The organism is Ancylobacter rudongensis (genome assembly GCF_900100155.1).
GTDB lineage: Bacteria > Pseudomonadota > Alphaproteobacteria > Rhizobiales > Xanthobacteraceae > Ancylobacter > Ancylobacter rudongensis.
In genome coordinates, this window is the sequence record NZ_FMTP01000002.1 from 207,732 (window position 1) to 233,796 (window position 26,065).

Sequence of the window (26,065 nt, forward strand, 5' to 3'; positions counted from 1 at the left end):
GGTTCTCCCGGGCTTTCGGATCTTGCTGATCCCTTGAATGTTCAGGTGCGGTAGGAGGGATCGATGTCGTCGAGCAGGCGCAGATGGGCGTCCCATTCGAGCTGAAGGTCGCCATCGTCGAAATTCATCTGGTCGTATTGCGCCCCGACCTTCTCGCAGACCTCGCGCGGTGGCAGCACGATCTCGCGGCCCATGGAAAGCGTCGCCACCTGCACCTCGCAGGCGCGCTCCAGATAGAACATCAGGTTGAACGCCTCGGCGACGCTGCGCCCGACGGTGAGCAGGCCGTGATTGCGCAGCAGCAGCCCGCAATGCGTGCCGAGGTCGGCGATGATGCGCGCGCGCTCGTCGAGGTCGAGCGCGATGCCCTCATAGTCATGCAGGCCCAGCCGGCCATAGAACTGCAGCGCGATCTGGTTGAGCGGCAGCAGCCCTTCCTTCAGCGAGGCCACCGCCATGCCGGCACGGGTATGGGTGTGGATGACGCAGGCGGCGTCGTGCCGGGCCATGTGCACGGCGGAGTGGATGGTGAAGCCGGCCGGATTCACCCGGTGCGGACTGTCGCCGACCTTGTTGCCGTCGACATCGATCTTCACCAGCGAGGAGGCGGTGATCTCCTCCCAGCGATGCCCGTAGGGGTTGATGAGAAACCGCCCCGGCTCGCCGGGCACCCGCACGGTGCAATGGGTGTAGATGAGGTCGGTCATCCGGTAATGCGCGAGCAGCCGGTAGCAGGCGGCGAGGTCGACCCGCTGCTGCCATTCGGCGGCGCTCATATCGGGGCTCAGGCTGGCAACGGCCATGATGGCTTTTCCTCAGTTCGGTTCGGCAACGGGGCGCGCAGCGGCGGCGTCCCAGTCCTCAAGCGCCCATTGGCGCAGGTGCAGGGCTTCCTCCGCGCGGTCCGACAATTCCTCGCCCTGCGCATCGGTGATGGCGTAGTCGCGGGGCCCGAGCTCGCACAGAAACAGGCAGTCGGCGTCAGTGCCGTGTCGCGCCTGCCATGAGGTGAACCCACGCCGCCACCAGTCGCGGAACACGGCGACCCAGGGCTGGTGCTGGGGGAAATGCAGCGGCAGCTGCACCTGGCAGCGATTGGCCACCCGGCCCTGGAAGCTGTCCGAGCGCTCCAGCAGCCGGCCCACCTGCGCCTGATACGCGGTGCTGATCGGCAGCATCATCTCGCGGTCGACGACATAGTGCGACAGGTCGGCGGCGAGCCGCAGCTCGGGGATGGCGTCGAGCAGCAGCAGCGTCGCGAACATGTCGTTGGTGATGCAGTTGCGGTGGGTCTCGAACTGAAGCGGCACGCCCTCCTCCCGCCCGATCCGCATCCACGCCTCGATGACGGGCACCATCTCCGCCACCGAGAGCGGCATCACCTGACCGATGACGATGACGAAGGGCGCGCCGATCTCCTTGGCGAGGTGCAGCGCCGGGCGCAGTTCCTCGATCGAGCGCGGGAAGGCCGTCAGCAGCCCGCCAAGCCCGGTGCGGGCGAATTCCGGCACCGTTTCACGCGCCGCGTCGATGTCCATGGCGCCGAGATCGATTGCCATGCCGTCGAAGCCGGCCGCCTTCACCGCGTCGAAGCGCTCGGCCACCGGCCGCTCCGGCGTGCCGGGGCGGCGCCGTTCGGTGGCCCAGAGCGACTGGTAGACCTTGAGCGGCATGGGTCAGGCCTGCTTCGCGGTGCGAGGCCCGACCGGCTCCAGGTCGGTGTCGTCCATGATCCAGATCTTGTCGTCGGGATAGTCGGCCTCGGTGCGCCCGTTCCAGAACGCCCTGATCACCGCCAGCTGGAAGCCGAGATAGGTCATGGAATGCGGCTTGCGGCCCTTCTCCACGAAGATGGTGCGATGCAGGTCCGGCAGCCGGTGGAACGGCACGCCGGGGAAGGCGTGATGGGCGGTGTGGAACTGCATGTTCCAGCACATCCAGCGCATGATCGCGTTGGTGCGCGTCGTGCGGGTGTTCTCGGTGATCTGGTCGATATGCGGCAGGCCGAGATGCTCGATGGTGTTCTGCAGCTGGTGCACCGGCTTCATGACCAGCATCGGCAGCAGCCAGAGCTTGACCGCGATCCAGCTGCCCGTCGCCACGGAAAGGACGGCGATCAGCGCGTAGCCGGCCATATGCCAGCGCGCTTCGCGGATCACCCTCGGGTGCTGGTCGGCGGGAATGTAGTGCTCGCTGACGATGCCGAGCGAAAAACGGATGACGCGGCGGATGCGGGTGTACCAATAGGTCGGGCCCAGCACCCAGAGCAGATAGGACAGCATCGAGTAGCGCTCGCGGCCCAGTTCACCGTCGCCTTCCCAGTCCTGGGTGTAGCGGTGATGGGCGAAGTGCTGGATCTGGTCGAAATCGCGGGGATAGATTAGCACGAAGCCGAACAGGCGGCCGAAAAACTCGTTGAGGCCCTTGGTCTTGAAGACCGTCGAATGGCTCATCTCGTGCTGGCCGGCATAGAGGAAGTTGATCAGCATGCCGTGCGCGATGAACGCCGGCACCATCCACCAGCTGCCCCAGCTGAACCAGAGCGCCGCGCCGGTGACGGCGAGCGCACCGAGATGGCTGCCGAGCTGGATGAAGCCCGAGACATCCGACTTGAGGCTCAGTTCCTTGAGCCGGGACGGACTGATCATGTCCTTGCGGCCGAATACCTCGTCCATCTCATTCCTCCTCGAATTCCGGGCGGCGCTGGAACGCCATGCGGGCCAGCAGGACCAGCAGGGTGACGACGATCAGCACCACCGAAATGGCAGCGATCGCCGGATCGACATTGTCGCGAAGACCCATCCACATCAGGCGCGGCAGGGTGATCGCGTCGACGCTGGTGATGAACAGCGTCACGCCGATCTCCTCCCAGGACAGGACGAACACCAGCAGCGCCGCCGTCGCGACGCCGAAGGCGATGTTGGGCAGGATGACGTGGAAGATGCGCTGGGCGACGCTCGCGCCCATGCCGCGCGCGGCGAGGTCGATGCGCCGGTCCACCTGCGCCAGCGCCACCAGCACCATCACCACCGCGAAGGGCACGGTCATCACCGTGTGGGCGAGGGTCACGCCGATGACGCTGTCGAAGCCGATGGAATGGGACATCTGCGACATGCCGGTCAGCAGGAAATACAGCGTCATCGCCGAGACCACCGGCGGCACGATCATCGGCAGCAGCACGAAGCCGACCAGAAGCTGGGAAAAGCGCGGCTGCAGCATCCAGATGCCGAGCGCGAAGCTGGTCGCCAGCGTGGTCGAGAGGACGCTGGTGAACAGGCCGATGCGGGCACTCAGCAGGATGCTGCGCAGCCAGTCCGGGTTTTCGAACAGCGTGCGGTAATGGGTCAGCGAAAGGCTGCCCTTGGGCAGCGTCAGCAGCCGGCCGGGCGTGAACGAGATCGGCACCACCGCCAGCAGCGGCAGCAGCAGGAACACCCCCACCAGAAGGGCGAGCACGACCGCGACGGGGCCGGGGCGCTGGATCCTCATCGCCCGCCCCCCGTCAGGCCGAGCCGGGCGAAGCGCGCGAGCAGGCCCATCAGCGCCGCGACGATGACGACCAGCGCCACGCTGATCGCCGCGCCCAGCCCCCAGTCGGGGCTCTGGAACATGCGCAGATACACCAGCTCGGCCACCATGATCGACCGCCCGCCGCCAAGAATGGCCGGGGTGACGAAGAAGCCGAGGCTGAACACGAAGACGATCAGCGTCGCCCCGATCACGCCGGGCAGCGTCAGCGGCAGGAACACCGACCAGAAGATGCGCAGGCGCGAGGCGCCCATGCCGCGCGCGGCGAGCAGCATCCGCTCGTCCACCGTCCGCATCGCCGAGGCGAGCGGCAGCACCGCGAAGGGGATGAGCACATGCACCATGCCGGCGATCACGCTCGGCTCGTTACGTACCAGCGCCAGCGGCCCGTCGGTGAGACCGAGCGCCTGCAGCGACGCATTGACGATGCCGCGCGTCGACAGCAGGGCGAGCCAGCCGAAAGCGCGCGTCAGCAGCGAGATCCAGAACGGTACGAAGATGCAGATCTCGATCAGGCGGCGCTGCAGCCGGGAGCCGCGCACCCAGACATAGGTGACCGCATAGGCGCAGGCGACCGCGATGACCGTCACGATGAGGCAGATGCGGAAGGTGCGCAGGAACACCGACTGCACCAGCGGATCGCCGACCAGCCGCTCATACTGGCCCAGGCCCGGCTCCGGCAGCGTGACGCTCCACAGCGCCACGCCGAGGAACGGCAGGGCATAGGCAAACGCCAGGAACAGCACCAGAGGTGCCGTCAGGGCGAGTGCGGGCCAGAATGCCGAGGAACTGCGCATGGTTTGATCCGTCGATGGAGCAGCCCCTCCGCGCGCGGCGCGGAAGGGCGCGCGGCTCACGCCGAGATGACCCGGGTGAACTCGTCCAGCGCCGCGCCGTAATTGTCGGCGTACCAGGGCATGTCGAGCGCGACCTGGCTCTTCATGTTGGCGGGGTCGACCGGGTTGTAGCGCTTCTGGTCGGCCGGGATCAGCGCATCGGTCGCCGGGTTCGCCGGCCCCTGCCCCAGCATCTCGAACATCACGAGCTGGCGCTCGGGCACCGAGGTCGAGGCGATGAACTTCATCGCGTTCTCCTTGCCGCCGGGGTTGTTCTTGATCACCGCCAGCGCGCCCGGCGACAGCAGTCCCTGATTCCAAGTGAACTTGATCTGCCCGCCGGAATCCTTCTCGATCAGCGAGGCGCGGGTCGACCAGATCAGCCCCATCGAGGCGTCGCCGCTCAGCATGAGTTGCTGGCTCTCGGCGCCGCCGCCCCAATAGGCGACGACCTCCGGCTTCAGCGCGGCGATTTTGGCATGGGCGCGCTTGAGATCGAGCGGGTAGAGCTTGTCGGGAGCGACGCCATCGGCCAGCAGCGCCGCCTCCCACATGCCCGCGCCCCATTTATACATGGTGCGCTTGCCCGGGAACGTCTTCACATCGAAGAAGTCGGCCATCGTCTTCGGCGGGTTGGCGCCGTATTTCTCCGCGTCATAGGCCAGGACATAGGAGAAGAAATAGGTCGAGGCGGCGTATTCCCAGTCGAAGCCGGGGCGCATCTTCGATTTATCGACGACGCTGTAGTCAATTGGCTCGATCATGCCCTGCTTGCCGAGCGAGATCGCCGAGAACGGGTCGGCATCGACGATGTCCCAGGTCGGCTTGCCGCTCTTGAACTGGGCGGCGATGGCGCCCTCGGTCGGGCCGGTGCCGTCCTCCTTGACGACGATGCCGGTCGCCTTTTCGAAGGGCTGGCCATAGGCCTTGTCATAGGCTTTCAGCGCGTCGCCGCCCCAGTTGACGAGGACGAGCTGGCGCACCTGCGCCAGCGCCTCGGGCGTGCGCAGGAGCAGCGGGGCGCCGCCGAAAATCAGCGCGGCGAGCTGGGTGAAGCGGCGGCGGTCGATCTCGCCACGCGCGGCCTTCGCCGCGAGAATGTCGAGGCAGTCTTTCTGGAATGCGTCGTTCACGGCGTGCTCCTGCTGTTTTCAGCTTTGCTCTGGAAGAAGGAAGCCATTGTCGAAGGACCAGGTGACCCAGAAGTCCGGGCCGCGATCGAGGATGCGGCCGGCGGCCTCGCTCGGCAGGGTCACAGTGAGCGGGGTGCCGCTGCTTGTGGCGAAGGCAAGGCGCATCGCCGAGCCGAGATAGGTGGTGCCGGCGAGCCGGGCGGGAACGCCATTGCCCTCTGCCGGCGGCTCGGCGCTGACCGACATGTGCTCGGGCCGCACCGCCAGCACGGCGCTGCCATTGAGGTTTTCATGCCGTGGCGCGGTGAGGCGCACCTCCTCGAACAGGCCGCTGGTGCCGCGCGCGCAATGGCCGATGGCCTCGACGGGGAGCAGGTTGATCTCCCCGAGGAACTCGGCGACGAACCGGCTCGATGGCCGCTCATAGATGTCGCGCGGCGCGCCGACCTGAAGCAGCCGGCCATGATTGAAGATGGCGATGCGCGAGGACAGCGACAGCGCCTCGCTCTGGTCATGGGTGACGAAGACGAAGGTGGTGCCGAACTCGCCATGCAGGCGCGCCACCTCCTCCTGCATGCGCCCGCGCAAATGCTTGTCGAGCGCCGAGAACGGCTCGTCGAGCAGCAGCACCGGCGGCTCGAACACCAGCGCGCGCGCCAGCGCCACGCGCTGCTGCTGGCCACCGGAAAGCTGGGCGGGGCGCTTGTTCTCATGCCCCACCAGCCCGACGCGGGCGATGATGGCGTCGACCCGGCGGGCGATGTCCTCGCGGGCAACGCCGCGCACCTGCAGCGGAAAGGCGATGTTCTGCGCGACGCTCTTGTGCGGGAACAGGGCGTAACCCTGAAACACCATGCCGAAGGAGCGGTCCTCCGCCCGGCTGCGGGTGATGTCGACGCCGTCGCTGAGCAGCCGGCCCTCGCTCGCCGCCTGGAAGCCGGCCAGCACCATGAGGAAGGTGGTCTTGCCGGAGCCGGAGGGACCGAGCAGGGTCAGGAACTCGCCGGGGGCGATGTCGAGCGTGATGTCCTTCAGCGCGGTGAAGTGGCCGAAGGACTTGCCGATCCCGATCACCTGCAACCCGACAGCCCGTTTGCTCAAGTTCGCTGCGCGCTCCGTTACTATGTAGAAATCCTAATCTCGCGATCCACTCACCTCAAATGAATAAAAATCCCATGTGGCGTGAATAATATTCACCCCATTGCCGACGTCCTGGGCACGTCAGTTGAGCCGCCCAGGAATGCATCACTCAACTGCGCATGACAGGCGCGGTCTGCACGAGGCGCGATTTCAGCCAGGCCGCGAAGGCCTGTATCGCCGGATTGCCCGGACGGTCGCGCGGCGTGACGAAATAATAGGCCCGCGCGGCACGGATGGTGAGATCGAACGGCACGACCAGCCGCCCGGTCTCGACCGCCTGCCGGCAGACGAAATTGTCGCCGATGGCAATCCCCTGCCCCGCAAGCGCCGCCGCCAGCACGAGGTTCATGTCGGAGAAGATCACTCCATGATCCGTGCGCGGCCCGACCACGCCGGCCGCCGTCAGCCAGGTGAGCCAGTCGCCGAGCCCGTCGAGATGCAGCAGCACCGAGCGCAGCACGTCGACGGGTTCGTTGAGGCCGCCAAGCTGGTTGAGCAGCACCGGGCTGCACACCGGCATGAAGTCGACGACGCTGAGCAGTTCCACGCTGTGGCGCGGCCAGTCACCATCCCCATAGGCGATGAAGGCGTCGACGCCCGGCGCCTCGACATCCTCCAGCCGCGGCGGCGTCACGATGCGCAGCGTCACGCCCGGATGCAGCTGGCGGAACTCGGCGACATGGACACACAGCCAGAACGTGGCAAAGCCCGGGGTCGAGCTGACCGTGATCGCCCCCTGCAGCAGCCCGCGATCGCCATAGTGCACGGCGGCATCGGCGATAAGCGCCAGCGCGATGCGCACATCGGCGGCGTAGCGCTTGCCTTGCGGCGTCAGCATCACGCCCTTGCCGGCCCGCTGCAGCAGGTCGAAGCCGAGATCCTGTTCCAGGAAGCGCAGCTGGTGGCTGACCGCGCTGCGGGTGATGTTCAGCTCGGCGGCTGCCTGCCAGAGCGTGCCGTGCCGGGCGAAGGCTTCCAGCGCCCGCAGGGCCTGTGTCGAGGGGAGGCGCATCGCTTCTCGTCCTTCGCGCGACGCCGCCGCTCACACCGGCTTCAGATAGGCCTCGACCAGCTCCGTCCAGAAGGCGGCGCCGATCGGCAGCAGGTCGTCATTGAAATTGTAGCCGGGGTGATGCAGCGGCCGGTCGGCCTCCGACATCCGCCCGCCGAGGAAGAAATAGCTGCCCGGCCGCGCCTTCAGCATATAGGCGAAATCCTCGCTGCCCATGCTGGGGCGCGCCATCTCCCGCACCTTCTCCGGCCCGGCAAAGCGCGTCGCGAGCTCGCGCAGGAAAGCGGTCTCGGCGGGGTGGTTGATGGTAGCGTCATAGCTGCGCTGATAATCCACCGTCGCGCTCATGCCGTAGCTCGCCGCCTGTCCCTCAGTGATCAGCCGGATGCGGCGCTCCAGCTCGTCGCGAACGCCGGGATCGAAGGAGCGGATGCCGACCACCAGCTCGGCGCGCTCGGGGATGACATTGCTCGCCGCCCCGGCATGGAAGGCGCCGACCGTGATCACGCTCGGGTCCATCGGGTGAATGTTGCGCGCGACGATGGACTGCAGCGCCATGACGATGGAGGCCCCGGCGACGATGGGATCGGCGGTCGCTTGCGGCTCCGCCCCATGCCCGCCGCGGCCATGGACGGTGATGCGGCACTCGTCGACCGCCGCCATGATCGGCCCGTCGCGAAACACGAAAGTGCCGAAGGGCACGTCGGGGTCATTATGCAGGGCGAACACCGCGTCGCAGGGAAAGCGGTCGAACAACCCCTCCTCCACCATGATCTTCGCACCGCCGAAATTCTCTTCCGCCGGCTGGAAGATGAGATGCACCGTGCCATCGAAATGCCGCCGCTCGGCAAGCGCCCGCGCCGCGGCCAGCAGCATGGCGGTGTGCCCGTCATGGCCGCAGGCATGCATCAGCCCCGGCGTCTTGCTGGCATAGGGCAGGCCTGTCTCCTCAAGGATCGGCAGCGCGTCGATGTCAGCACGCACGCCGACCGAACGCCCGCTGCTGCCGTTGGACAGCGTGGCGACGAGCCCGGTCCGGGCGAGGCCGCGCGTGACCTGGTAGCCGAGGGCGTCAAGCTGGCGGGCGATGAGATCGGAGGTGCGCACCTCCTCAAGGCCGAGCTCGGGATGGGCGTGCAGGTCCCGGCGCAGCGCGACCAGCTCGGGCATTGCGTTGGTGAGCAGGACGCGAACGTTCATCTTCAGGCACTCCGGGTTGGTATTCTCTTCTCGAAATAGCGGAACGCCGCGACGAGCAGGGCGGTCAGAATCAGGTAGATCAGCGCCAGCAGCAGCAGCGGCTCGTAGGTCAGATAGGTGACCTGCCGGATCTTGGAAATGACCGCATAGACATCGATCACCGTGATGGTGGCCACCAGCGGCGTGGCCTTCAGCTGCAGCACCGTCTCGCCATTGAGCGTGGGCAGCGCGCGGTGCACGGCGCGCGGCAGCCAGATGCGCCAGAACAGCTTCCAGCGGCTCATGCCATAGGCGCGGGCCGCCTCCAGCTCGCCCCTGGGCACGCCGGCGAAGGCACCGCGCATCACCTCGCCCTCATAGGCCGCGAAAGAGAGGGTCAGCGCCGCCACGCCATAGGGCCAGGCCTCGCGCAGATAGGGCCAGAGAAAGGACTGCCGGATTTCCGGGAACTGCGGAAACAGCGAACCGAGCCCGTAATAAAGCAGCCAGAGCTGCAGCAGCAGCGGCGTGCCGCGGATGACCGTGCAGAAGCCCTGCGCCGGCAGGCTCAGCCACCAGGGGCCTGTCACCTGCACCAGCGCGATCGGCACAGCGAAGAAGAAGCCGAGGAGCGAGGTGCTCACCAGCATGAGCAGGGTGACGCCGACCCCTGAGGCGATCGCCCCGGCATATTGCGGCAGCCAGTCCCAGCGCATGAACCAGGCGGCGCAGAACACGATCCCCGCTGCCACCGCCATCAGGGCGATGCGGTGCGGCTCCAGCAGGGCCCGCCCGCGCGGCAGGCTGGTCAGCGCGGTCGCGTCGAGCGTGCTCTCCTCCGGCGGCAGCGTGACCCGCGCCTCGGGCGCGCTGGCTCCTCGCTCGCCCTTCATCGTGCCGCCCAACCGCGCCGGGCGCGGGCCTCGATGACACGGATGATGAGACTGGAGACCAGCGTCAGCAGCAAATAGAGCACGCCCGCCGCGCAGAAGAACAGCATGTAGGCTTTCGTGGTACCCGCCGCCTGACGGGTCACCAGCGTCAGCTCGCTGAAGCCGACCACCGCTAGCAGAGCGGTGTCCTTGGTGCAGATCAGCCAGAGATTGGAGAGCCCCGGCAGGGCATGCGGCAGCATGGCCGGCAGGGTGACGCGCCGCATGATCATCAGCGGCGACATGCCGAAAGCCCGCGCCGCCTCGATCTGGCCGGCCGGCACGGCGAGGATCGCCCCGCGCAGCACCTCGGTCGAATAGGCGCCCTGCACCACGCCGATGACGAAGATGCCCGCCGCCAGCCCGCTAATGTCGACCGAACCATAGCCGAGCGCGGCGCTGACGCGGTTCAGCAGGTCGGTGCCGGCGTAATAGAGCAGCAGGATCAGCACCAGTTCGGGCACGGCGCGCACGACGGTGGTGTAGACCTCCATCAGGTCCCGCAGCACCGGGCCGCCATAGAGCTTGCCGAAGGCGCCGCCAGTGCCGAGCACGAGCCCGAGCGAATAGCCGCCGAGCGCGATCTTGATCGAGTTCATCAGGCCGGCGAGCAGCACGCCGCCCCAGCCGGGCGGCTCGAGTGCCAGCAGGCTCCAATTGATCATGTCAGCCGCCATGAGCCCCTCTCGGACGTGGAGACGCACGGGCCGGCGCCGGGCGCCGGCCCGGCCCAGCCCCCTAGCGCTCAGCCGCCATAGACGTCGAAGTCGAAATACTTCTTCGAGAAGGTGTCATAGGTGCCGTCGGCACGGATCGCCTTGATCGCGGCGTTGATCTTGTCCTTCAGCTCGGTGTCGCCCTTGCGCAGGCCCACGCCGACGCCGGCACCGAGGATTTCCGGGTCATCCTTCACATTGCCCTTCAGGTCGCAGCACTGCTTGCCCTGGTCGGACTTGAGGAAGGCGTCGAGCGCGATGGCGTCGGCCTGCACCGCATCGAGGCGCCCGGCGGCGAGGTCGGCATTGACCTCGTCCTGCGTCTGGTATTCCTTCACGGTCGCGCCGGCGCCGCCGAAATATTTGGTGGCGTAGTCCTGGTGGATAGTGGCGACCTGCACGCCGATGGTCTTGCCCTTGAGGCCTTCCGGCGTCGCGGCAAATTTCTCGCTCTTCGGGCCGATCACGCCGGTCGGCGTGTTGTAGTACTTGTCGGAGAAGTCGATGGTCTTCAGGCGCTCCGGCGTGATCGACATCGAGCCGACGATCATGTCGATCTTCTTGGAGGTCAGCGCCGGGATGATGCCGTCCCAGGCGACGGGGGTGATGACGCATTCGAGCTTGGCCTGCTTGCACATGGCCTGCATGAACTCGACTTCCCAGCCTTCCCAGTTGCCGCTGGCATCGGGCGAGGCGAAGGGAGGATAGGGCTCGGCGGCGAAGCCGACCTTGAGCGGCTCGGCGGCCGCGCCACAGGCGCCGGCAAGGCCGATAATGGTGGCGGCGATCATCGTCCTGAATGCGTGTTTCATCGTTTTCCCCTCTGGTTCCCGGGCTTTTTCAGTGGCTGGAGCTGATGAACTTCTTCAGCAGCTCCGACTTCGGGTCGCCGAAGATCTGCTCCGGCGGTCCTTGTTCCTCGATCACGCCGTGGGCGAGGAACACGATGTGGCTGGCGACGTTGCGGGCGAACTTCATCTCGTGCGTCACGAGAATCATCGTGCGCTGCTCCTGCGCCAGATCGCCGATGACGCCCAGCACCTCGCCGACCAGTTCCGGGTCGAGGGCGGAGGTCGGCTCGTCGAACAGCATCGCATGCGGCTGGATCGCCAGCGCCCGCGCGATGGCCGCGCGCTGCTGCTGGCCGCCGGAAAGAAAGGCCGGGTAGACGTCGCGCTTGTCGAACAGGCCGACGCGCCGCAGCAGCGCTTCGCCGCGCTCGATCGCCTCGGCCTTCGGCACGCCGAGCACATGCACCGGCGCCTCGATGACATTCTGGATGATGGTCATGTGCTGCCAGAGGTTGAAGCTCTGGAACACCATGCCGAGGCGGGCGCGCAGGCGCTGCACCTGCCGGCGGTCCGACGGGGTGAGGCCGCCAAGGCGGTCGGATCTGAGCGCGATCTCCTCGCCACGGATCGCCACCGAGCCGCGGCTCGGCACTTCCAGCATGTTGATGCAGCGCAGGAAGGTGGACTTGCCCGAGCCAGAGCCGCCGATGATGGCGATGACGTCGCCTTCGCGCGCCGTGAGCGAGATGCCCTTGAGGACCTCCAGCGCCCCGAAGCGCTTGTAAAGGTCGCGAACGGCGATGGCCTCGGCGCGCTCCGTCATCGGATGGGCGCCTCCGGAGGCTGACACCAAGGCATCTGGCTCATGCCGTCTCCCTCATCCCTGCCGAAACCGCCACCAACCATCGCCGGAACCCCGAGGCAAATGGCGGGCCACCGCTCCGCGCACCCATCTCACAGGCTAAACGTGCACTTTCCCTCGCAGTTATTCAAGCGTATAACAAATCCGTAGGCGATGTTTTTGTGCAGTGCCAAAATTTCGGCAGTTCACCGTCAAAGAGGTATCATATGTCGGGTTTCGGGTCTCAGGATATGTCGGCGCCGCTGCAGCGCGTCTTGATGCGCCGGCCCGGCCCCAGCCTGATGCAGGCGGACCCCGCGCGGTGGCATTACGGCCCGACCTTTGACGGCGCGAAAGCGGTCTACCAGTACCGCGCCTTCGCCCAGCTGATCGAGCAGTCCGGCACCGAGATCATCTGGCTGGACGACGAGGGCGACGGGCTGGCCGATGCCATGTTCACCCATGATCCCTCGCTGATGTCGGACCATGGCGCGATCATCCTGCGCATGGGAAAGCCGCTGCGTGCCGACGAGCCCGCGCTGCATGAGAGGGCCTATGCCGCGCGGCAGATTCCGATCCTCGGGCGCATCGACGCCCCCGGCACGGTGGAGGGCGGCGACTGCGTGTGGCTCGATGCGCGCACGCTCATCGTCGGGCGCGGCGTGCGGACCAATCAGGAGGGCATCGACCAGCTGGGCGCCCTCCTCGCCCCCCACGGGGTCGCCGTGCTCGGCTTCGACCTGCCGCTCTGGCAGGGGGAAGAGGCCTGCCTGCATCTCATGAGCGTCATCAGCCCGCTGGCCGACGACCTGGCGCTGGTCTTCGCCCCGCTACTGCCAGCGGCGTTCTACCAGCTGCTCAAGGCGCGCGGCATCCGCCTGATCGAGGCTCCCGCCGACGAGTTCCACGCCAGCAACGGCCTGTCGCTGAACGTGCTGCCCACACGGCCGGGCGAGGTGATCATGGTCGAGGGCTTCCCCGCGACAAAGGCCGCGATGGAGGCCGCCGGCTGCACCGTCTCGACCTTCGCCGCCGACGCGCTGTGCATCGCCTGCGAGGGTGGCCCGACCTGCCTGACGCGGCCGGTGCTGCGTCGCGCGGCATGAGCCGCCGGGACTTCCATAGGGCCACCGAGGCCGAGCGTCGCCACGACCTGATCGAGGCGACGCTCGACTGCATTGCCGAAGCCGGGCTGCAGGGCGCGACCGTGCGGCAGATCGCCGACAAGGCCGGCGTGACGGCGGGCCTGATCCGGCACTATTTCGCATCGAAGGACGTCATCCTCCAGGAAGCCTACAAGGTGCTCATCACCCGGCTGACCGAGAAGGCGAAGAACCTCGACGGCACGCCCGAGCAGCGGCTCGCCAGCTTCATCTTCGTCAACCTGACCGAGCCGGTCGCCAACAGCCGCAGCCTGTCGCTGTGGGCCGCGTTCATCAGCCGGGTCAGCGTCGACCCCGCTCTCGCGGCGATCCACCGTGAGGGCTATCTGAGCTTCCGCCAGGAGCTGGAGCAGCTGCTGGCCGACTTCTTCGCCGCCAGGGGCGTGGCGGCCGATCCCGCGCGTATCTGCACGCTCGCCATCGCCATGAACGGCATCCTCGACGGCCTCTGGCTGGAAGGCTGCCTCGCCGGCGAACTGTTCGGGGAAGGCGAGCTGGTCTCGATCGCCTTTTCCTCCATCGAGGCGCTGATCGGCCATCCGATCAAGCCGCCAACCCCCACCGAGACCGACCGGGAGTACCGCGATGCGCTACGCATCCATCACCGATAGGCTCGCCCGCCTCGGCTCCGAGAAATGGGCGGTGCATGTCGAGGCGCGCCGTCGCAAGGAAAAGGGGCTGCCGATCATCGAACTGACCATCGGCGAGCCCGACCTGCCGCCGCATGAGCGGCTGATCGCCGAGGCCACCCGCTCCATGGCCGCCGGCCGCCACCGCTATTCGAACGGACGCGGCGAGCCGGGCGTGGTCGACGCGCTGGTGCGCAAATATGCCCGGCGCCGGCCGGGCGTGACGGCCGAGAACGTGCTCTGCTTCCCCGGCACCCAGACGGCGCTTTTCGCCGTCATGCTCGGCCTTGTCGAGACGGGCGACGCGGTGCTGGTGGGCGATCCGCTCTACGCCACCTATGAAGGCGTGGTCCGCGCCACCGGCGCCGACATGGTGCCCGTGCCGCTGCGCCCGGAAAAGGGCTTCCACATGCAGGCCGAGGACCTTGAGCGCGCCATCACCCCGCAGTGCCGCGTGCTGCTGCTCAACACGCCGCACAACCCGACCGGCGCGGTGCTGACCGCCGGCGAGATCGCCGCCATCGGCGAGGTGTGCCGCCGTCACGACCTCTGGATCGTCTCCGACGAGGTCTATGAGGAACTGATCCTCGAGGGCCGCTTCGCCTCGCCCTTCGAAGATCCCGCGCTGGCCGAGCGCACCATCGCCTGCTCCTCCATCTCGAAGTCGCACGCCGCGCCGGGCTTCCGCAGCGGCTGGGCGATCGGGCCGGCGGAACTGTGTGCCCGGCTGCTTTCGGTTTCCGAGACCATGCTGTTCGGGCAGCAGCCCTTCATCGCCGACATGACCGCCTATGCGCTCGACAATCCCGTCGACACGTCGGAGATCATGCGCCGCGCCTATCGCCGGCGCGTCGACATCATCCGCGCCGCTCTGTCGGACGCGCCGGGGCTGGTGCCCTTCCCGCCCGAGGCCGGCATGTTCATCGTCATCGATGTCCGCGACACCGGCATGAGCGGCGAGGACTTCGCCTGGGCCCTGCTCGACGAGGAGGAGGTCGCGGTCATGCCCGGCTCGGCCTTCGGCGCCGGCGGCAACAATTTCATCCGCCTCAGCCTCACCGTGCCGGACGACAGGATCGAGGAAGCCTGCCGGCGCATGGCGGCGCTGGCCGCGCGCTCGGGGCGACGGAAGGTCCGGCGGGCCTAGAGCCATTCCCGCAAAAGCGCAGAGCGGTTTTGCGAGGGGAATTGCGAAAGAACAAAGAGTGAGAGCGGCGCACGGGTCGCGGCCGGGCATGGCGGATCGGGAGAACGGGCATGGGTGTTAAGACGGTCGGGGAGGCGCTGATCGACCTCCTGCAAGCCAATGGCGTCGAGGTGGTGTTCGGCATTCCCGGCGTCCACACGGTCGAGCTCTATCGCGGGCTCGCCGGCTCGACGATCCGCCACATCACCCCACGCCATGAGCAGGGCGCGGGCTTCATGGCCGACGGCTATGCCCGCGTCACCGGCAAGCCGGGCGTCGCGTTTGTCATCACCGGTCCGGGGCTCACCAACACCATCACCGCCATGGCGCAGGCGCGGCAGGATTCGGTGCCCATGCTGGTGATTTCAGGCGTCAATCGGCGCTCTTCCCTCGGCCAGGGCCTGGGCTGCCTGCACGAATTGCCCGATCAGGCCGCGCTGATGAAGAGCTTCGCCACCGCGTCCTGGACGCTGAACGATCCGGCGGAGCTTGCCTCGGTGGTGGCGCAGGCCTTCGCCGTCATGGGATCAGTGCGGCCCGGGCCGGTGCATATCGAGATCCCGACCGATGTGATGCCGCTGCCGGCCGGCGCGCTCGTCGCCAAGGCCACCGTGTCGGCGCGGCCCGGCGCGGCGCCGGCGACGCTGCGCCAGATCGCCAGCTTGTGCGACGGCGCCCGGCGCATCGTGCTTATGTGCGGCGGCGGCGCCGTCTCGGCGGCCGGCGCGGTGCAGGCGCTGGCGGAAAGGCTCGACGCCCCTGTCGTGATGACGGTCAATGCCCGCGGGCTGCTCGCCGGCCATCCCCTGCGCGTGCCGGCGAGCCCGAGCCTCGCCGCGGCCCGCGACCTGATCGCCGAAGCCGATCTCGTCCTCGGGCTGGGTACCGAGATGGGCCAGACCGATTACGACATGTATGCCGACGGCCGCTTCCCGCCGCTCGCCAAATTCGTCCGGATCGACATCGACGCGCTCCAGCTCGCCCGCGAACCCCGCGCCGACCTTGCCGTGCTCTCCACGGTGGCGGCAGTGGTGGAGGGCCTCGCCCCGCTCGTCACCGCCCGTACCGGCGATGGGGCGGCGCGGGCGGCGGCGGTGCGCGAGGCGGCGTGGCAGGGCCTGACGCCGAAGATCCGCACCGAGATCGGCGTGATCGGCGCGATCTATGCCGCCCTGCCCGACGCCATCATCGTCGGCGATTCCACCCAGGCGGTCTATGCCGGCAATCTCTATCTCGATCTTGGCCGCCCGCTGTCCTGGTTCAACGCGGCAACCGGCTTTGGCGCGCTGGGCTATGGCCCGCCGGCCGCGATCGGCGCCGCGCTGGGCGCGCCCGGCCGGCCCATCGTCTGCCTCACCGGCGATGGTGGCTTCCAGTTCTCGCTCGCCGAGATCGGCTCGGCGGTGGATGCGGGGGCGAAGGTGATCTTCCTCGTCTGGAACAATGACGGCTATCAGGAGATCGAGACCTACATGATCGAGTGCGGCATCACCCCGGAAGGCGTGAAGCCCTCGGCGCCGGATTTCCTCACCGTGGCGCGGGCCTATGGCGTGCCGGCGGTCCGTCTCGCGGATGTCGGGGAACTCGGCGCCGCGCTCGCCTCGGCCAATGAGCGCAACGGCCCGAGCCTGATCGAGATCCACCAGACGCACACACGGGGCGCGACCGCCTGACCGGCGGCCCGCTCTTGCAGAGGGCCGGCCGCCAATCGGCGCAACGTTCTGGATCGGCCCCGGCCACGCGGACGATTCCAGATATCGCCTGTGCCTGAGCGGCTCGGTCGTTGCACCTTGCAGCGTGGCTTCGCGAAAGACGCGCGGTCTGGTTCGTCTAGCCTCGCCCGTTCAGAAAGCGGGCGCCCGGCATGCATCACTTCTACATCGTGCTTGTTCTGCTGCTCGGCGTCGTTGTGAGCCACTGGATCGCGGGCACGCTGCGCGACCGGGTGGCTTTGCCTCTTGTCCAGATCGCGCTGGGCGCCGCGCTCGGCCGGGTCGGCCCGTTCAGCGTGACACTTGATCCCGCACTCTTCTTCCTCCTTTTCCTGCCGCCGCTGCTTTTTCTCGATGGGTGGCGCGTGCCCACGGAAGACCTCCTGGACAATGCCGGGACCGTGCTCTCCCTGGCCTTCGGCCTCGTCTTCTTCACGGTCCTCGGCATCGGCTACCCCTTGCATGTACTGGTGCCGGCGATGCCGCTCCCGGTCTGCTTCGCCCTCGCGGCCGTGGTGTCGCCGACCGATGTCGTGGCCGCCGGGGCGATGGTGGCGAACGTGCCGGTGCCGCGCCGCATGCTGCGCATCCTCCAGGGCGAGGCACTGTTCAACGATGCTTCCGGGCTCGTGTGTCTGCGTCTCGCCGTCGCGGCGACCGTAACGGGAACCTTCCATTTCTGGGATGCACTGGCCGAACTGGCATGGACCGCCATCGGCGGCGTGCTGATCGGCGCGGCGCTGACATGGGCCGTTTCCGGCGCCAAGACGTGGGTGAGCTCGCAACTGGGCGAAGTTACATCCACGCAGATCATCATCAGCCTGCTCGTGCCCTACGGGGCCTACCTTATTGCCGACGGCGCCGGCTGCTCGGCGGTTCTGGCGGCGGTCTCCGCCGGCATGGTGATGAGCCGGCTTGAAGTGCGCGGCATCACGCTTCCGATGACGCGCCTTCGGCGGACGACCGTCTGGGAAACGCTCCAGTTCACGCTCAATGGCATTATATTCCTTCTGTTGGGCGAGCAATTGCCGAACGTGCTCGCGAACATCAACGCCAGCGTGGCCGAGGACGGGCACCGAAGTCTGGCGTGGCTGGCGGGCTGTATCACGCTGATCACCGTGGCGCTGGCGCTGCTCCGCTTCGTCTGGGTCACCGCCATCATCCGTCTGCGCCGGCCCGGCGGCGACGCGATCGGCGGCGACGCGATCGGTCCTCGGCCGAACTGGCGTCTGGTCGCCGCCATGTCGGTGGCTGGCGTGCGGGGGGCGGTCACGCTGGCGGGAGCGATGAGCATTCCGCTTACCGGATATGACGGCACGGCATTTCCGGCCCGCGACCTCGTCATCGTCCTGGCGGCAGGCGTGATCGTCACCTCGCTCGTGCTGGCCAATCTGGCCCTGCCGCGTCTGCTGCGCGGTGTGACCTCTCCGCTGGAGCCCGACGGCAGCAAAGCCGCGCTGGAAGCGCGCATCCAGGCCACCCAGGCCGCGCTGGCGGCGGTCGCGACCGCCGGGGCTGAGCGCGCCAACCCGCAGACGGGGTTCATCGCCGCCGCGGCGCGTGTGACCGGGGACTATCAGCGCCGCCTCGAACACCTGTCCGGCCACGCCGAAGCCGCGCCGAAGGACGATCGGGGCGAGATGGAACAGGCGCGGCAGGACGAGCGCGCGCTGCGCCTCCTGGCCCTGCGGGCGGAGCGCGCCGCCGTCATCGGCATGGCGCGCAAGCGACACATCTCAAATGATCTCGCGCGAACTCTGATGCGGGAAACCGATCTCGCCGAAACCTACTATCTCTCGCCGCCGGAAACGGCGTGACTACCGCCACGCACACTCACGTATGAGGCAAGCAACCGAACGGCCGATATCAGTAGCCTCCGCGCGGTCCTAATTTTCCTGCGCACGACAGCCGAGATGGCTCCCTCACATGCAGGAATAGGGGCGATGTCGAAACACGAGAAGATCGATAATGGCGCAGCTGTGAAGGCCAGGATCGGCGCGGGCACCACCTTCGCCATGGCTACCGCCTCCGGCATCGCCGTCGCGAATATCTATTACAACCAGCCGATGCTCGCCCTGATCGAGCAGGACCTGCCGGGCAGCCTGGCGGGCGCGATACCGACCGCGACCCAGCTCGGCTACGCGCTCGGCCTCTTCCTGCTGGTGCCGCTGGGCGATCTGATGGAGCGTCGGCGTCTCATCGTCGGCCAGTTCATCGTGCTTGCCGCCGCACTGGTGCTGGCAGCACTGGCACCGAGCGCGCTGCTGATCGTGCTCGCCTCGCTTCTCGTCGGCCTGGCGTCCACCGTCGCGCAGCAGATCGTACCGCTCGCCGCCCATATGGCAGCGCCGGAGCGGCGCGGGGCGACCGTCGGCACGGTGATGGCCGGTCTGCTTACCGGCATCCTTCTCAGCCGCACGCTGGCGGGGTTTGTCGCCACCCATGGCGGCTGGCGGGAAATGTTCTGGCTGGCTGTCCCCATGGCCCTGGCGGCGGCAGGCCTGATGGCGGCGATCCTGCCGCACAGCCCGCCAGACTCTCGAATGAGCTATGGCCGGCTGCTGCACTCGATCTGGCATCTCTGGTTCGCGTTTCCGGCGCTCCGCCTGGCAGCGTTGACGCAGGCTGCGCTGTTCGGCGCTTTCACCGTGTTCTGGACGATCCTCGCCTTCCGCCTCGAACAGCCACGGTTCAGCCTTGGAGCGGATGTCGCGGGCCTCTTCGGTCTGGTCGGCGCCGTCGGCATTCTCGCCGCCCCGCTCGCCGGCCGCTTCGCCGATCGGCATGGGCCGAGCCGGGCCGTGGTCCTGGGCACCGCCGTCACCTTGCTGTCCTGGGCGGTGTTCGGCGTCTGGGGCTCGCTGGCCGGTCTGGTTGTGGGCGTGATTCTGCTCGATTTCGGCATGCAGACAGCGCTGGTCTCCAACCAGCACATCGTTTTCTCCCTGCGTCCGCAAGCGCGCGCCCGGCTCAACACGGTGCTGATGGGAGCGATGTTCCTGGGTGGCGCGCTCGGTTCCGCGCTGGCGACCGTGGTCTGGGGAGCCGGGGGCTGGCTGCTTGTGAGCGTCCTCGGCACCGGCTTCGCCGCCGTTGCGGCAGGCCTTCAGGCGCTGGCATGGTTCCGGCGCTGAGCCTGCGGCCGTTGCAAGGGTCGGCAGGCTAACCCAGGGAGTGCCCCAGCCGCTGCCCATAGGCGACGATCGAGCGCCCGACCGGCGCTCGCTCCGCCTCATAGGCGGCAAGGGCGGCCTCGATGTCGGGTGTTGCGCGCAAGGCATTGCGCAGGGCGAAAGCGTCGCCGGCGGCTTTCGCGACGCCCATCGCAGTGTGCGGGCGCGCCACGAAGGCGGCATCGCCCATCAGCGCCACGCGGCTCGCGACCATATGGGCCGGCGCATAATCGAAAATGGCGTGAATGAAAGGGCGGGGCTCGGCCGCAACGGCCGCAGCGAAGGAGGGCGGCAGCAGCCGCTCGGCATCGGCACGCATCGCGGCGACGACCTCGGACCGCATATGACCGGGGGCGAGCGAGAAGGGACGACGCACCCCGCCGGCGTCGGTCAGCACCGCGTGGAGTTCATCAGGTGTGTAGCGGCGGTACCAGACCCAGTTATAGCGGCGACGGCGGACAGCGGTCGCGCCGTCTGATCCCGGCACGAGATAACCAAGAATCTGCGATCCGGGCACTTCATAGAAGGCGAAGCGCTCGAAGAGCTGTTCGGCGGCCGCCGACGGGATTTCAGCTTCGGGCACCAGGCCACGCCAGGTGGCGTAGCCGACATAGCCCGGCAGGGAGTGCGGGCCGCAGACGGCGGACCGCACCGCGGAACCGATACCATCGGCGCCGATCACAACATCCGCCCGCTCCTCGCCGCCATCGGCGTAGCGCACCCGCACGCCCTCTAAGCCCTGCCGGATGTCGACCGCACGCTGGCCTTTCTGGTAGTGGCTATCGGGCAGCAACTCGCGAAAGGTGCGGAACAGCACGTCCCAGGACAGTTGCGTCTGCGGCGTGCGCTGCCGATGGATGATGTCGCCCGCGCGGTCGAGATAAATCCGCTCGCGCGCCTCCACCCCGATCTGCACCATGTGCGCGACGCCGACCTCGCGAAGGATATCGAAGACCTCGCTTTGCGCGACGAGCCCGGCGCCGCGTCCTTCCAGACCGTGGATTGAGCGTTCGGTGACGGTGACATCGAAGCCGGCGCGGTTCAGCAGCACGGCGGCGAACAGGCCGCCGATCGAGCCGCCGACAATGAGGATGCGAGCGTTCATGAGGGGCGCTCCTCGCCGGCCGTCAGATGAGGGAGTCGATCACGCCGCCATCGACCCGCAGCGCGGCGCCGGTGGTGGCCGAGGCGAGCGGCGAGGCGATGTAGACCGCCATGTTCGCCACTTCCTCGACAGAGGCCGGCCGGCGGATGATCGAAGTCGGACGGTGCGCTTTCACGAAGTCGACCCCGGCCTGTTCCAGGGTCTTCCCGCTGGCGACGTCGGCCTTGAGCATTTCGGCCACGCCCTCGGACAGGGTCGGCCCGGGCAGGATCGAATTGACAGTGACGCCGGTGCCGGCCATCCGCTTGGCCAGACCTCTGGCAAGCGCGACATCGGCGGTTTTGCTCACCCCGTAATGGACCATCTCCACCGGAATATTGAAGGCGGATTCAGATCCCAGAAAGATCATGCGGCCCCAGCCGCGCGCGGCCATGCCGGGCAGATAGGCCCGGGCGAGGCGCACCCCTGACATGACGTTGACCTGCCAGTGCCGTTCCCACACTTCGTCTGTCGTGTCGAAGAAGTCCGAGGGCTGGAAGATGCCGAGATTGTTCACCACGATGTCGAAGGAAGGCTCCTTCGCGATCAGTTCCCGCACGCCGTCCGGCGTACCGAGATCAATCGCGCGCCCCCGTGCCGAGCCACCGAGGCGGCTCAGGGCGACGTCGACCTTGGCCGGGGTGCGGCCATTGATGACGATGCGCGCTCCCGCCTCCTGGAGGCCCTTGGCGATGGCGAAACCGATGCCCTCGGTCGAGCCGGTGACGAGGGCGGACTTGCCGGAAAGATCGATCTTCATCCCCTGCTCCTGTCGCGATAACCGGCCCGGCCGCCGAATGGCGATCGATGGGCCTGTAATTTCTGGCGCTGGACGCGAAGATAGAAGGAGCCTGGACACCGGCTGTCCGGTTCGCCCGCTCATGCGCGGAACCGGGCGAAGCCTTCCGCTTCAGCCGGCTCGGTTGAGTGCCTTGTCGATGCAGTCGATCATGTCGTTGCCGTCGAAAGGCTTGCTGAGAAAACCGACCGCCCCGGCGGACATCGCCTGACGGCGCACCCGTTCCTCGGGGAAAGCCGTGATGAAGATCAGCGGCACGTGATGCCCTTCGGCCAGAAGGCGGTTCTGCAGTTCGAGGCCAGACATGCCCGGCATCTGCACATCGGTGATCACGCAATTGCTGTCACGCACCTGCGGCGAGCGGAGGAAATCGTCGGCCGAAGCGAACATGCTCGTCCTGAAACCCAACGATCGAACAAGGCTGGCGGTTGCGGCTCGCACAGCGTCATCATCGTCGATGATCGAAATCATCGTGTCCTGGCGCACGTCCAATAATCCTTCTCGCTGACCAGCGATGCCGCCCGTTTTTGCCCAGCCCTCTTATGAAAATCTGGGCGCCAGATGTTCAGGTATCATAGGGGGCTTTATCAAGCCGCCCGTTACCGGGAGCGCATGCCGGTGCAGTGGCAACGTCCTGCCAACAACGCCGTCGCGCGCGACTCTTTGCCAGGTCAAGGCAACTTATTTACCGGCGGCGCCACCACCGGCGCGCTTGCAGCTTCGCCCGGCCCTCTCGCGTCCTCTCCGGCTTCGGAAGAGGCTACGATCGATACGGTCGCGGTAAGGCCGGCCGCGAGCGTGATGTCCGGCGGAACATGGTCCAGGACGATCCTCACGGGCACCCGCTGGGCAAGCCGGACCCAGGTGAAGACCGGGTTGACCGTGGCAAGGCCGGAACCATCGGGCTGCGCATTGGGAACGGCAATGCCGCGCCCAATGCCCGTGACCCTGCCGGTCAGCTTTTGGGGATAGGCCATGAGAGCGACCCGGGCCGTGTCGCCGACATGGATGCCGCTGAGCACCGATTCCTCGAAATAGGCGTCGACCCAGAAACTGTCACTGTCCACCACGGAGAGGACACGTTGCCCGTTGGTGGCATAGTCGCCGGGCTGGGCGAGAAGATTGGTGACGTAACCATTCACCGGCGAGACGATCCGCGTGCGGCCGAGGTTCAGCCTGGCCTGGTCGCGATTGGCGAGCGCCTGCTGATACGCCGCCGCCGCCATGTCCGCCACGGCCGCGAAGCTCTGCTGCTCTTCCTTGGACACGGCAATGGCGGTGAGCTGGGCGCGCCGCTGCGATTCCGCCTGCTTGTTGTCGAGATCGGCCTTGGCGCGGGCGACGGCGGCTTCGGCATTGGCGAGCGCGATCTGGTAGTCGTCAGGCTCGATCACCATCAGCAGATCGCCCTTGCGCACAAACTGGTCGCCCTTGACCGGGAGTTCGACGATGCGGCCCGAGACCTGCGGCGTGACCGTCACCACATAGGCGCGCACGGTGCCGTCGCGCGTCCAGGAGCTTGTCATATAGGCCTGCCACATCCACCAGCCGAGCAGGATGGCGGCGGCGAGGGCGGACAGGGTCAGCAAGACCGACAGCATGGATCGAAATGGCGATGGCCGGTCATCGGCCGGATGGATCATGGTCATTGCCGCGGCCCCGCATAAAGGACGATGAGTGAAAGAATGATGATGTAGATGCAGAGATTAAACAGGCCGGGATGCCATACCCGACGGGAAATCCCGAAATGATTGGCCACCAGGCTTAATGGAAATGTCGCCACCCAGGCCGCCAGCATCATTACGGCGAAGGGAGCGACATAGACCCCGAGAATGTTGATCTCCGTGTACATGGGTTCCTGCTTTCTCAACTGAAGCTCGACAGGAAGAGCGCGCGCGTGTCGACGCGCGACGTAAGCAATTCGGTGTGGAGGTCGATGGCATCGATGATCACCTCCACCGCCGCACGCGCCTGGACAAGCGGTGCGGCAGGTGCGGCGCCCGGGGCGGCTGCCCCCGCACCCGCCACCTCTGCTAATTTCTGCAATGAATCCTTAGCCTTAGCGGTCCGCCCTTCGGCGAGGGAAGCGAGAGCGTGCGCCAGCAGGCCGGCAGCGGGTTCGTCGGGAAGCAGGGCCCTGAGATGGATGACGGCCTGGCCGAGCGCGAGCAGCGCCATTAGCGCGCCGGCTTCCTCCGGCGTCGCCTGCGGCGGCAGCGCCTCGGCGCGCCGCGCTAACAGCTTGTTCCAGCGAGAAAAATCAGCCGACCCCTTGCTTGCCAGTCGGCGGAAATCGCGGAGCGAGAGGGCGAGAAGGCGGCGGGCGCGCTGCGGCGGCGGAATCGTCGGCATGACGACGAAGAACAGCGTGCCGATGACGGTGCCGCTAACGATCGACAGCGCAAGGTTAAAATAGCTGACGGCGTCGTAGGTTATCGGGTTTCCCACCCCGAGCAGCGGCAGCGAGGCGATGGACATGGCGAGGAAGACGACACTGTGCCAGCTCCCCGCCTGCAGCATCCCGAGTGGAACGAAGAGGAGGACGATCAGTGCGATGAGAGCGGGAAAGGTCGACAGCGACGGCAGCACGCCGAAATAGAGCACGCCGCCCAGAACGGCCATCAAGGCCGCGCCCAGCGCATAGTCCTTCGCCCCCGCCCGGGCCTGGTCGCCGAACGCGCCGAAGACCAGCGTGGCGACGGCGGCGAACACGATGGCGAAGGCCCCGTTCGGCCAGGCGGACACCACCCAGAAGGCCGACATCGCCAGCACCGCCGCGAAAACGCGCAGCCCGTTCAGCAGAGCCGGCAGCGCATCGGCGATGACGAAGGGATTCCGGGGTGGCTTCAGGCGCGGGCTCCTGCGATCGCGCAGCAGAAGAATCCCGTCGATAAGGCCGGCCAGCCCGGACACGACGTCGCGCGCCGCCTCGATGACGATGCAGCTGGCGGAATCGGCGATGGGAAGCGCCCGCAGCTGGGCCCTCACCTCCTCGACGGTCTGGCGCAGCTGCCGGGGCGCGCGGTCGAGCTGCGCCAGGTCGATGCGCTCCAGCAGCGGCAGCAGCTGCGCGCGGATCAATGCCGGACAGCCCCCGCGCAGCGCCAGATGGGCGCCGGCATTGCGCCAGCCGACCAGGGCGCCGACCAGCGCCTCCATCATGATCTGGAGATTGCCGGCGCGGGAGCGGAGATAGGAGGACTCGCCGATGGCGGCGTCGATCTGGGTATGAAGCGTGCCAAGGTTCCGGGTCACGCCGCGTCGCGCGGACACAAGCTCGGGCGTCTCGCCGCTCTGGGCCAGCGTCGCGATGAAGCCGGACGCGACCTGCCCGGCCGTCTGCCGCAGCGTGCGGGCGAGAAGCTGCCGCGCGGCGCCGAAATCGGTGAGCACCATCACAAACCCGGCCGACGCGATGCCGATGCAGATCTCGCCCACGCGAATGACGGCGAGAAAGAAGGCCGTGCCGGGGTCCGCCAGCGTGTCGGCGAAGATGATCACCGCCGTAATGCCGGCAAGGGCGGCGGCATAGGAGGCGAAGTTGCGCAGCATCACCACCGCGAAGCCGCACAGGCCGCACCACAGCGCCAGGCAGAACAGCAGTGAGTTGCGCTGCTGCGGGAACACCGCCAGCAAAGCCACCATCACCAGCCCACCAATGATGGTGCCGATCGCGCGGTAGCGCCCTTTCTGCAGCGAGGCGCCAAGATTGGGCTGGCAGACGATGGCGGCGGTCGTCGCCGCCCAGAACGAGTTCTGCAGTTCGAGATAATAGGTGATGTAAAGCGCGAGAGACACGGACGTAGCGAGGCGCAGACCGAACACGAGGCGGGGTCCCAGGAAGGAAACAGGCGCCAGCGCCGCAGCGACGACTGCAAGCGGGCGGCCAAACGCGCCAAAGGACCTTTGATATACGTCGCTCATCTCTAGCCTTGCCGGGCTCGCTCCCAAGGATCGTTGAGCCAGCATAGGCACTGCGCGGCGAGGGAAAATCATACAGCGGTACGGGCGCATCGCACTTTGGTATGCCGCGCCGCCCACCCGTCCACGGGTCTGCCCGTTGCCCGATCGCGGGATCGGGCCGCGAGCTGAACGCCCGCCCCCGTCACCCCGCCCGCGCGGTGCGGGCGAAACGGGCGGTCACACCCACC

Annotated in this window: 25 protein-coding genes; 6 read left to right on the top strand and 19 right to left on the bottom strand. The window is 67.5% G+C overall.

The genetic code is table 11. The features are described 5' to 3' along the window. Positions 1-41: 41 nt before the first annotated feature. The 13 genes from BLO63_RS05955 to BLO63_RS06015 all read right to left on the bottom strand — a co-directional run bounded on the left by BLO63_RS05955 (position 42) and on the right by BLO63_RS06015 (position 12,090). Positions 42-803 (bottom strand): class II aldolase/adducin family protein, encoded by a 762-nt coding sequence (locus tag BLO63_RS05955; protein WP_091437710.1) that lies wholly within the window; start codon positions 801-803, stop codon positions 42-44. Between the two features lie 12 nt (positions 804-815). Next, positions 816-1,673 carry a sugar phosphate isomerase/epimerase family protein gene (locus BLO63_RS05960; protein WP_091437712.1) on the bottom strand — a complete coding sequence of 286 codons (858 nt, stop codon included), beginning with the start codon at positions 1,671-1,673 and terminating at the stop codon, positions 816-818. 3 nt (positions 1,674-1,676) lie between these two features. After that, positions 1,677-2,675, bottom strand: coding sequence for a fatty acid desaturase (locus BLO63_RS05965; protein WP_091437715.1), 999 nt, complete (start codon positions 2,673-2,675; stop codon positions 1,677-1,679). A gap of 1 nt (position 2,676) precedes the next feature. Continuing rightward, positions 2,677-3,489, bottom strand: coding sequence for an ABC transporter permease (locus BLO63_RS05970; protein WP_091437716.1), 813 nt, complete (start codon positions 3,487-3,489; stop codon positions 2,677-2,679). After that, a complete protein-coding gene (locus tag BLO63_RS05975; protein ID WP_091437719.1) occupies positions 3,486-4,325 on the bottom strand; it encodes an ABC transporter permease in 840 nt (279 codons plus the stop codon). Before BLO63_RS05975 ends, BLO63_RS05970 begins: the two co-directional genes overlap by 4 nt. Positions 4,326-4,381: 56 nt before the next feature. After that, entirely contained in the window at positions 4,382-5,497 is a 1,116-nt protein-coding gene (locus BLO63_RS05980; protein ID WP_091437721.1) for an ABC transporter substrate-binding protein, read from the bottom strand. Between the two features lie 18 nt (positions 5,498-5,515). Continuing rightward, positions 5,516-6,571 (bottom strand): ABC transporter ATP-binding protein, encoded by a 1,056-nt coding sequence (locus BLO63_RS05985; protein WP_091438757.1) that lies wholly within the window; start codon positions 6,569-6,571, stop codon positions 5,516-5,518. A 175-nt stretch (positions 6,572-6,746) separates the two neighbouring features. Next, on the bottom strand, positions 6,747-7,649 hold the full coding sequence (locus BLO63_RS05990; protein WP_091437725.1) for a LysR substrate-binding domain-containing protein: 903 nt from the start codon (positions 7,647-7,649) through the stop codon (positions 6,747-6,749). A 30-nt stretch (positions 7,650-7,679) separates the two neighbouring features. Further along, the gene (locus BLO63_RS05995; RefSeq protein WP_091437728.1) at positions 7,680-8,849 is read right to left on the bottom strand and encodes a M20 aminoacylase family protein; all 1,170 of its coding nucleotides are present in this window, start codon (positions 8,847-8,849) and stop codon (positions 7,680-7,682) included. Between the two features lie 2 nt (positions 8,850-8,851). Further along, complete coding sequence (locus BLO63_RS06000) at positions 8,852-9,721, bottom strand: ABC transporter permease (RefSeq protein WP_162841769.1); 870 nt, start codon at positions 9,719-9,721, stop codon at positions 8,852-8,854. Further along, positions 9,718-10,437 carry an ABC transporter permease gene (locus BLO63_RS06005; protein ID WP_091437731.1) on the bottom strand — a complete coding sequence of 240 codons (720 nt, stop codon included), beginning with the start codon at positions 10,435-10,437 and terminating at the stop codon, positions 9,718-9,720. The genes BLO63_RS06000 and BLO63_RS06005 overlap by 4 nt, the downstream gene beginning before the upstream one ends. A 68-nt stretch (positions 10,438-10,505) precedes the next feature. Beyond that, a complete protein-coding gene (locus tag BLO63_RS06010) occupies positions 10,506-11,267 on the bottom strand; it encodes a transporter substrate-binding domain-containing protein (RefSeq protein WP_091437734.1) in 762 nt (253 codons plus the stop codon). Positions 11,268-11,316: 49 nt separating this feature from the next. Beyond that, positions 11,317-12,090 carry an ABC transporter ATP-binding protein gene (locus BLO63_RS06015; RefSeq protein ID WP_091437738.1) on the bottom strand — a complete coding sequence of 258 codons (774 nt, stop codon included), beginning with the start codon at positions 12,088-12,090 and terminating at the stop codon, positions 11,317-11,319. A gap of 245 nt (positions 12,091-12,335) precedes the next feature. On the opposite strand from BLO63_RS06015, the gene BLO63_RS06020 reads away from it, so the two are divergent. The 6 genes from BLO63_RS06020 to BLO63_RS06045 all read left to right on the top strand — a co-directional run bounded on the left by BLO63_RS06020 (position 12,336) and on the right by BLO63_RS06045 (position 19,932). Then, a complete protein-coding gene (locus BLO63_RS06020) occupies positions 12,336-13,214 on the top strand; it encodes a dimethylarginine dimethylaminohydrolase family protein (RefSeq protein WP_091437741.1) in 879 nt (292 codons plus the stop codon). After that, positions 13,211-13,882 (top strand): TetR family transcriptional regulator C-terminal domain-containing protein, encoded by a 672-nt coding sequence (locus BLO63_RS06025; protein ID WP_091437745.1) that lies wholly within the window; start codon positions 13,211-13,213, stop codon positions 13,880-13,882. The genes BLO63_RS06020 and BLO63_RS06025 overlap by 4 nt, the downstream gene beginning before the upstream one ends. Then, complete coding sequence (locus BLO63_RS06030; protein ID WP_091437748.1) at positions 13,857-15,047, top strand: pyridoxal phosphate-dependent aminotransferase; 1,191 nt, start codon at positions 13,857-13,859, stop codon at positions 15,045-15,047. The genes BLO63_RS06025 and BLO63_RS06030 overlap by 26 nt, the downstream gene beginning before the upstream one ends. 110 nt (positions 15,048-15,157) lie before the next feature. Beyond that, a complete protein-coding gene (locus BLO63_RS06035) occupies positions 15,158-16,759 on the top strand; it encodes a 5-guanidino-2-oxopentanoate decarboxylase (protein WP_091437751.1) in 1,602 nt (533 codons plus the stop codon). Between the two features lie 191 nt (positions 16,760-16,950). Then, on the top strand, positions 16,951-18,615 hold the full coding sequence (locus BLO63_RS06040) for a Na+/H+ antiporter (protein WP_091437754.1): 1,665 nt from the start codon (positions 16,951-16,953) through the stop codon (positions 18,613-18,615). 126 nt (positions 18,616-18,741) lie between these two features. Continuing rightward, positions 18,742-19,932: an MFS transporter gene (locus tag BLO63_RS06045; protein ID WP_091437757.1), complete on the top strand. Its 1,191-nt coding sequence runs from the start codon at positions 18,742-18,744 to the stop codon at positions 19,930-19,932. 28 nt (positions 19,933-19,960) lie between these two features. On the opposite strand, the gene BLO63_RS06050 is transcribed toward BLO63_RS06045, so the two are convergent. The 6 genes from BLO63_RS06050 to BLO63_RS06075 form a co-directional block, all read right to left on the bottom strand. Further along, positions 19,961-21,076 (bottom strand): FAD binding domain-containing protein, encoded by a 1,116-nt coding sequence (locus BLO63_RS06050; RefSeq protein ID WP_091437760.1) that lies wholly within the window; start codon positions 21,074-21,076, stop codon positions 19,961-19,963. 22 nt (positions 21,077-21,098) lie between these two features. Next, entirely contained in the window at positions 21,099-21,875 is a 777-nt protein-coding gene (locus BLO63_RS06055; protein ID WP_091437763.1) for an SDR family NAD(P)-dependent oxidoreductase, read from the bottom strand. A 150-nt stretch (positions 21,876-22,025) separates the two neighbouring features. Then, on the bottom strand, positions 22,026-22,385 hold the full coding sequence (locus BLO63_RS06060; protein WP_091438761.1) for a response regulator transcription factor: 360 nt from the start codon (positions 22,383-22,385) through the stop codon (positions 22,026-22,028). A 200-nt stretch (positions 22,386-22,585) separates the two neighbouring features. Then, complete coding sequence (locus BLO63_RS06065) at positions 22,586-23,515, bottom strand: efflux RND transporter periplasmic adaptor subunit (protein ID WP_244517665.1); 930 nt, start codon at positions 23,513-23,515, stop codon at positions 22,586-22,588. Positions 23,516-23,559: 44 nt separating this feature from the next. Further along, complete coding sequence (locus tag BLO63_RS06070) at positions 23,560-23,766, bottom strand: DUF1656 domain-containing protein (RefSeq protein ID WP_091437765.1); 207 nt, start codon at positions 23,764-23,766, stop codon at positions 23,560-23,562. Between the two features lie 14 nt (positions 23,767-23,780). Beyond that, on the bottom strand, positions 23,781-25,883 hold the full coding sequence (locus BLO63_RS06075; RefSeq protein ID WP_342028850.1) for an FUSC family protein: 2,103 nt from the start codon (positions 25,881-25,883) through the stop codon (positions 23,781-23,783). Positions 25,884-26,065 lie beyond the last annotated feature (182 nt).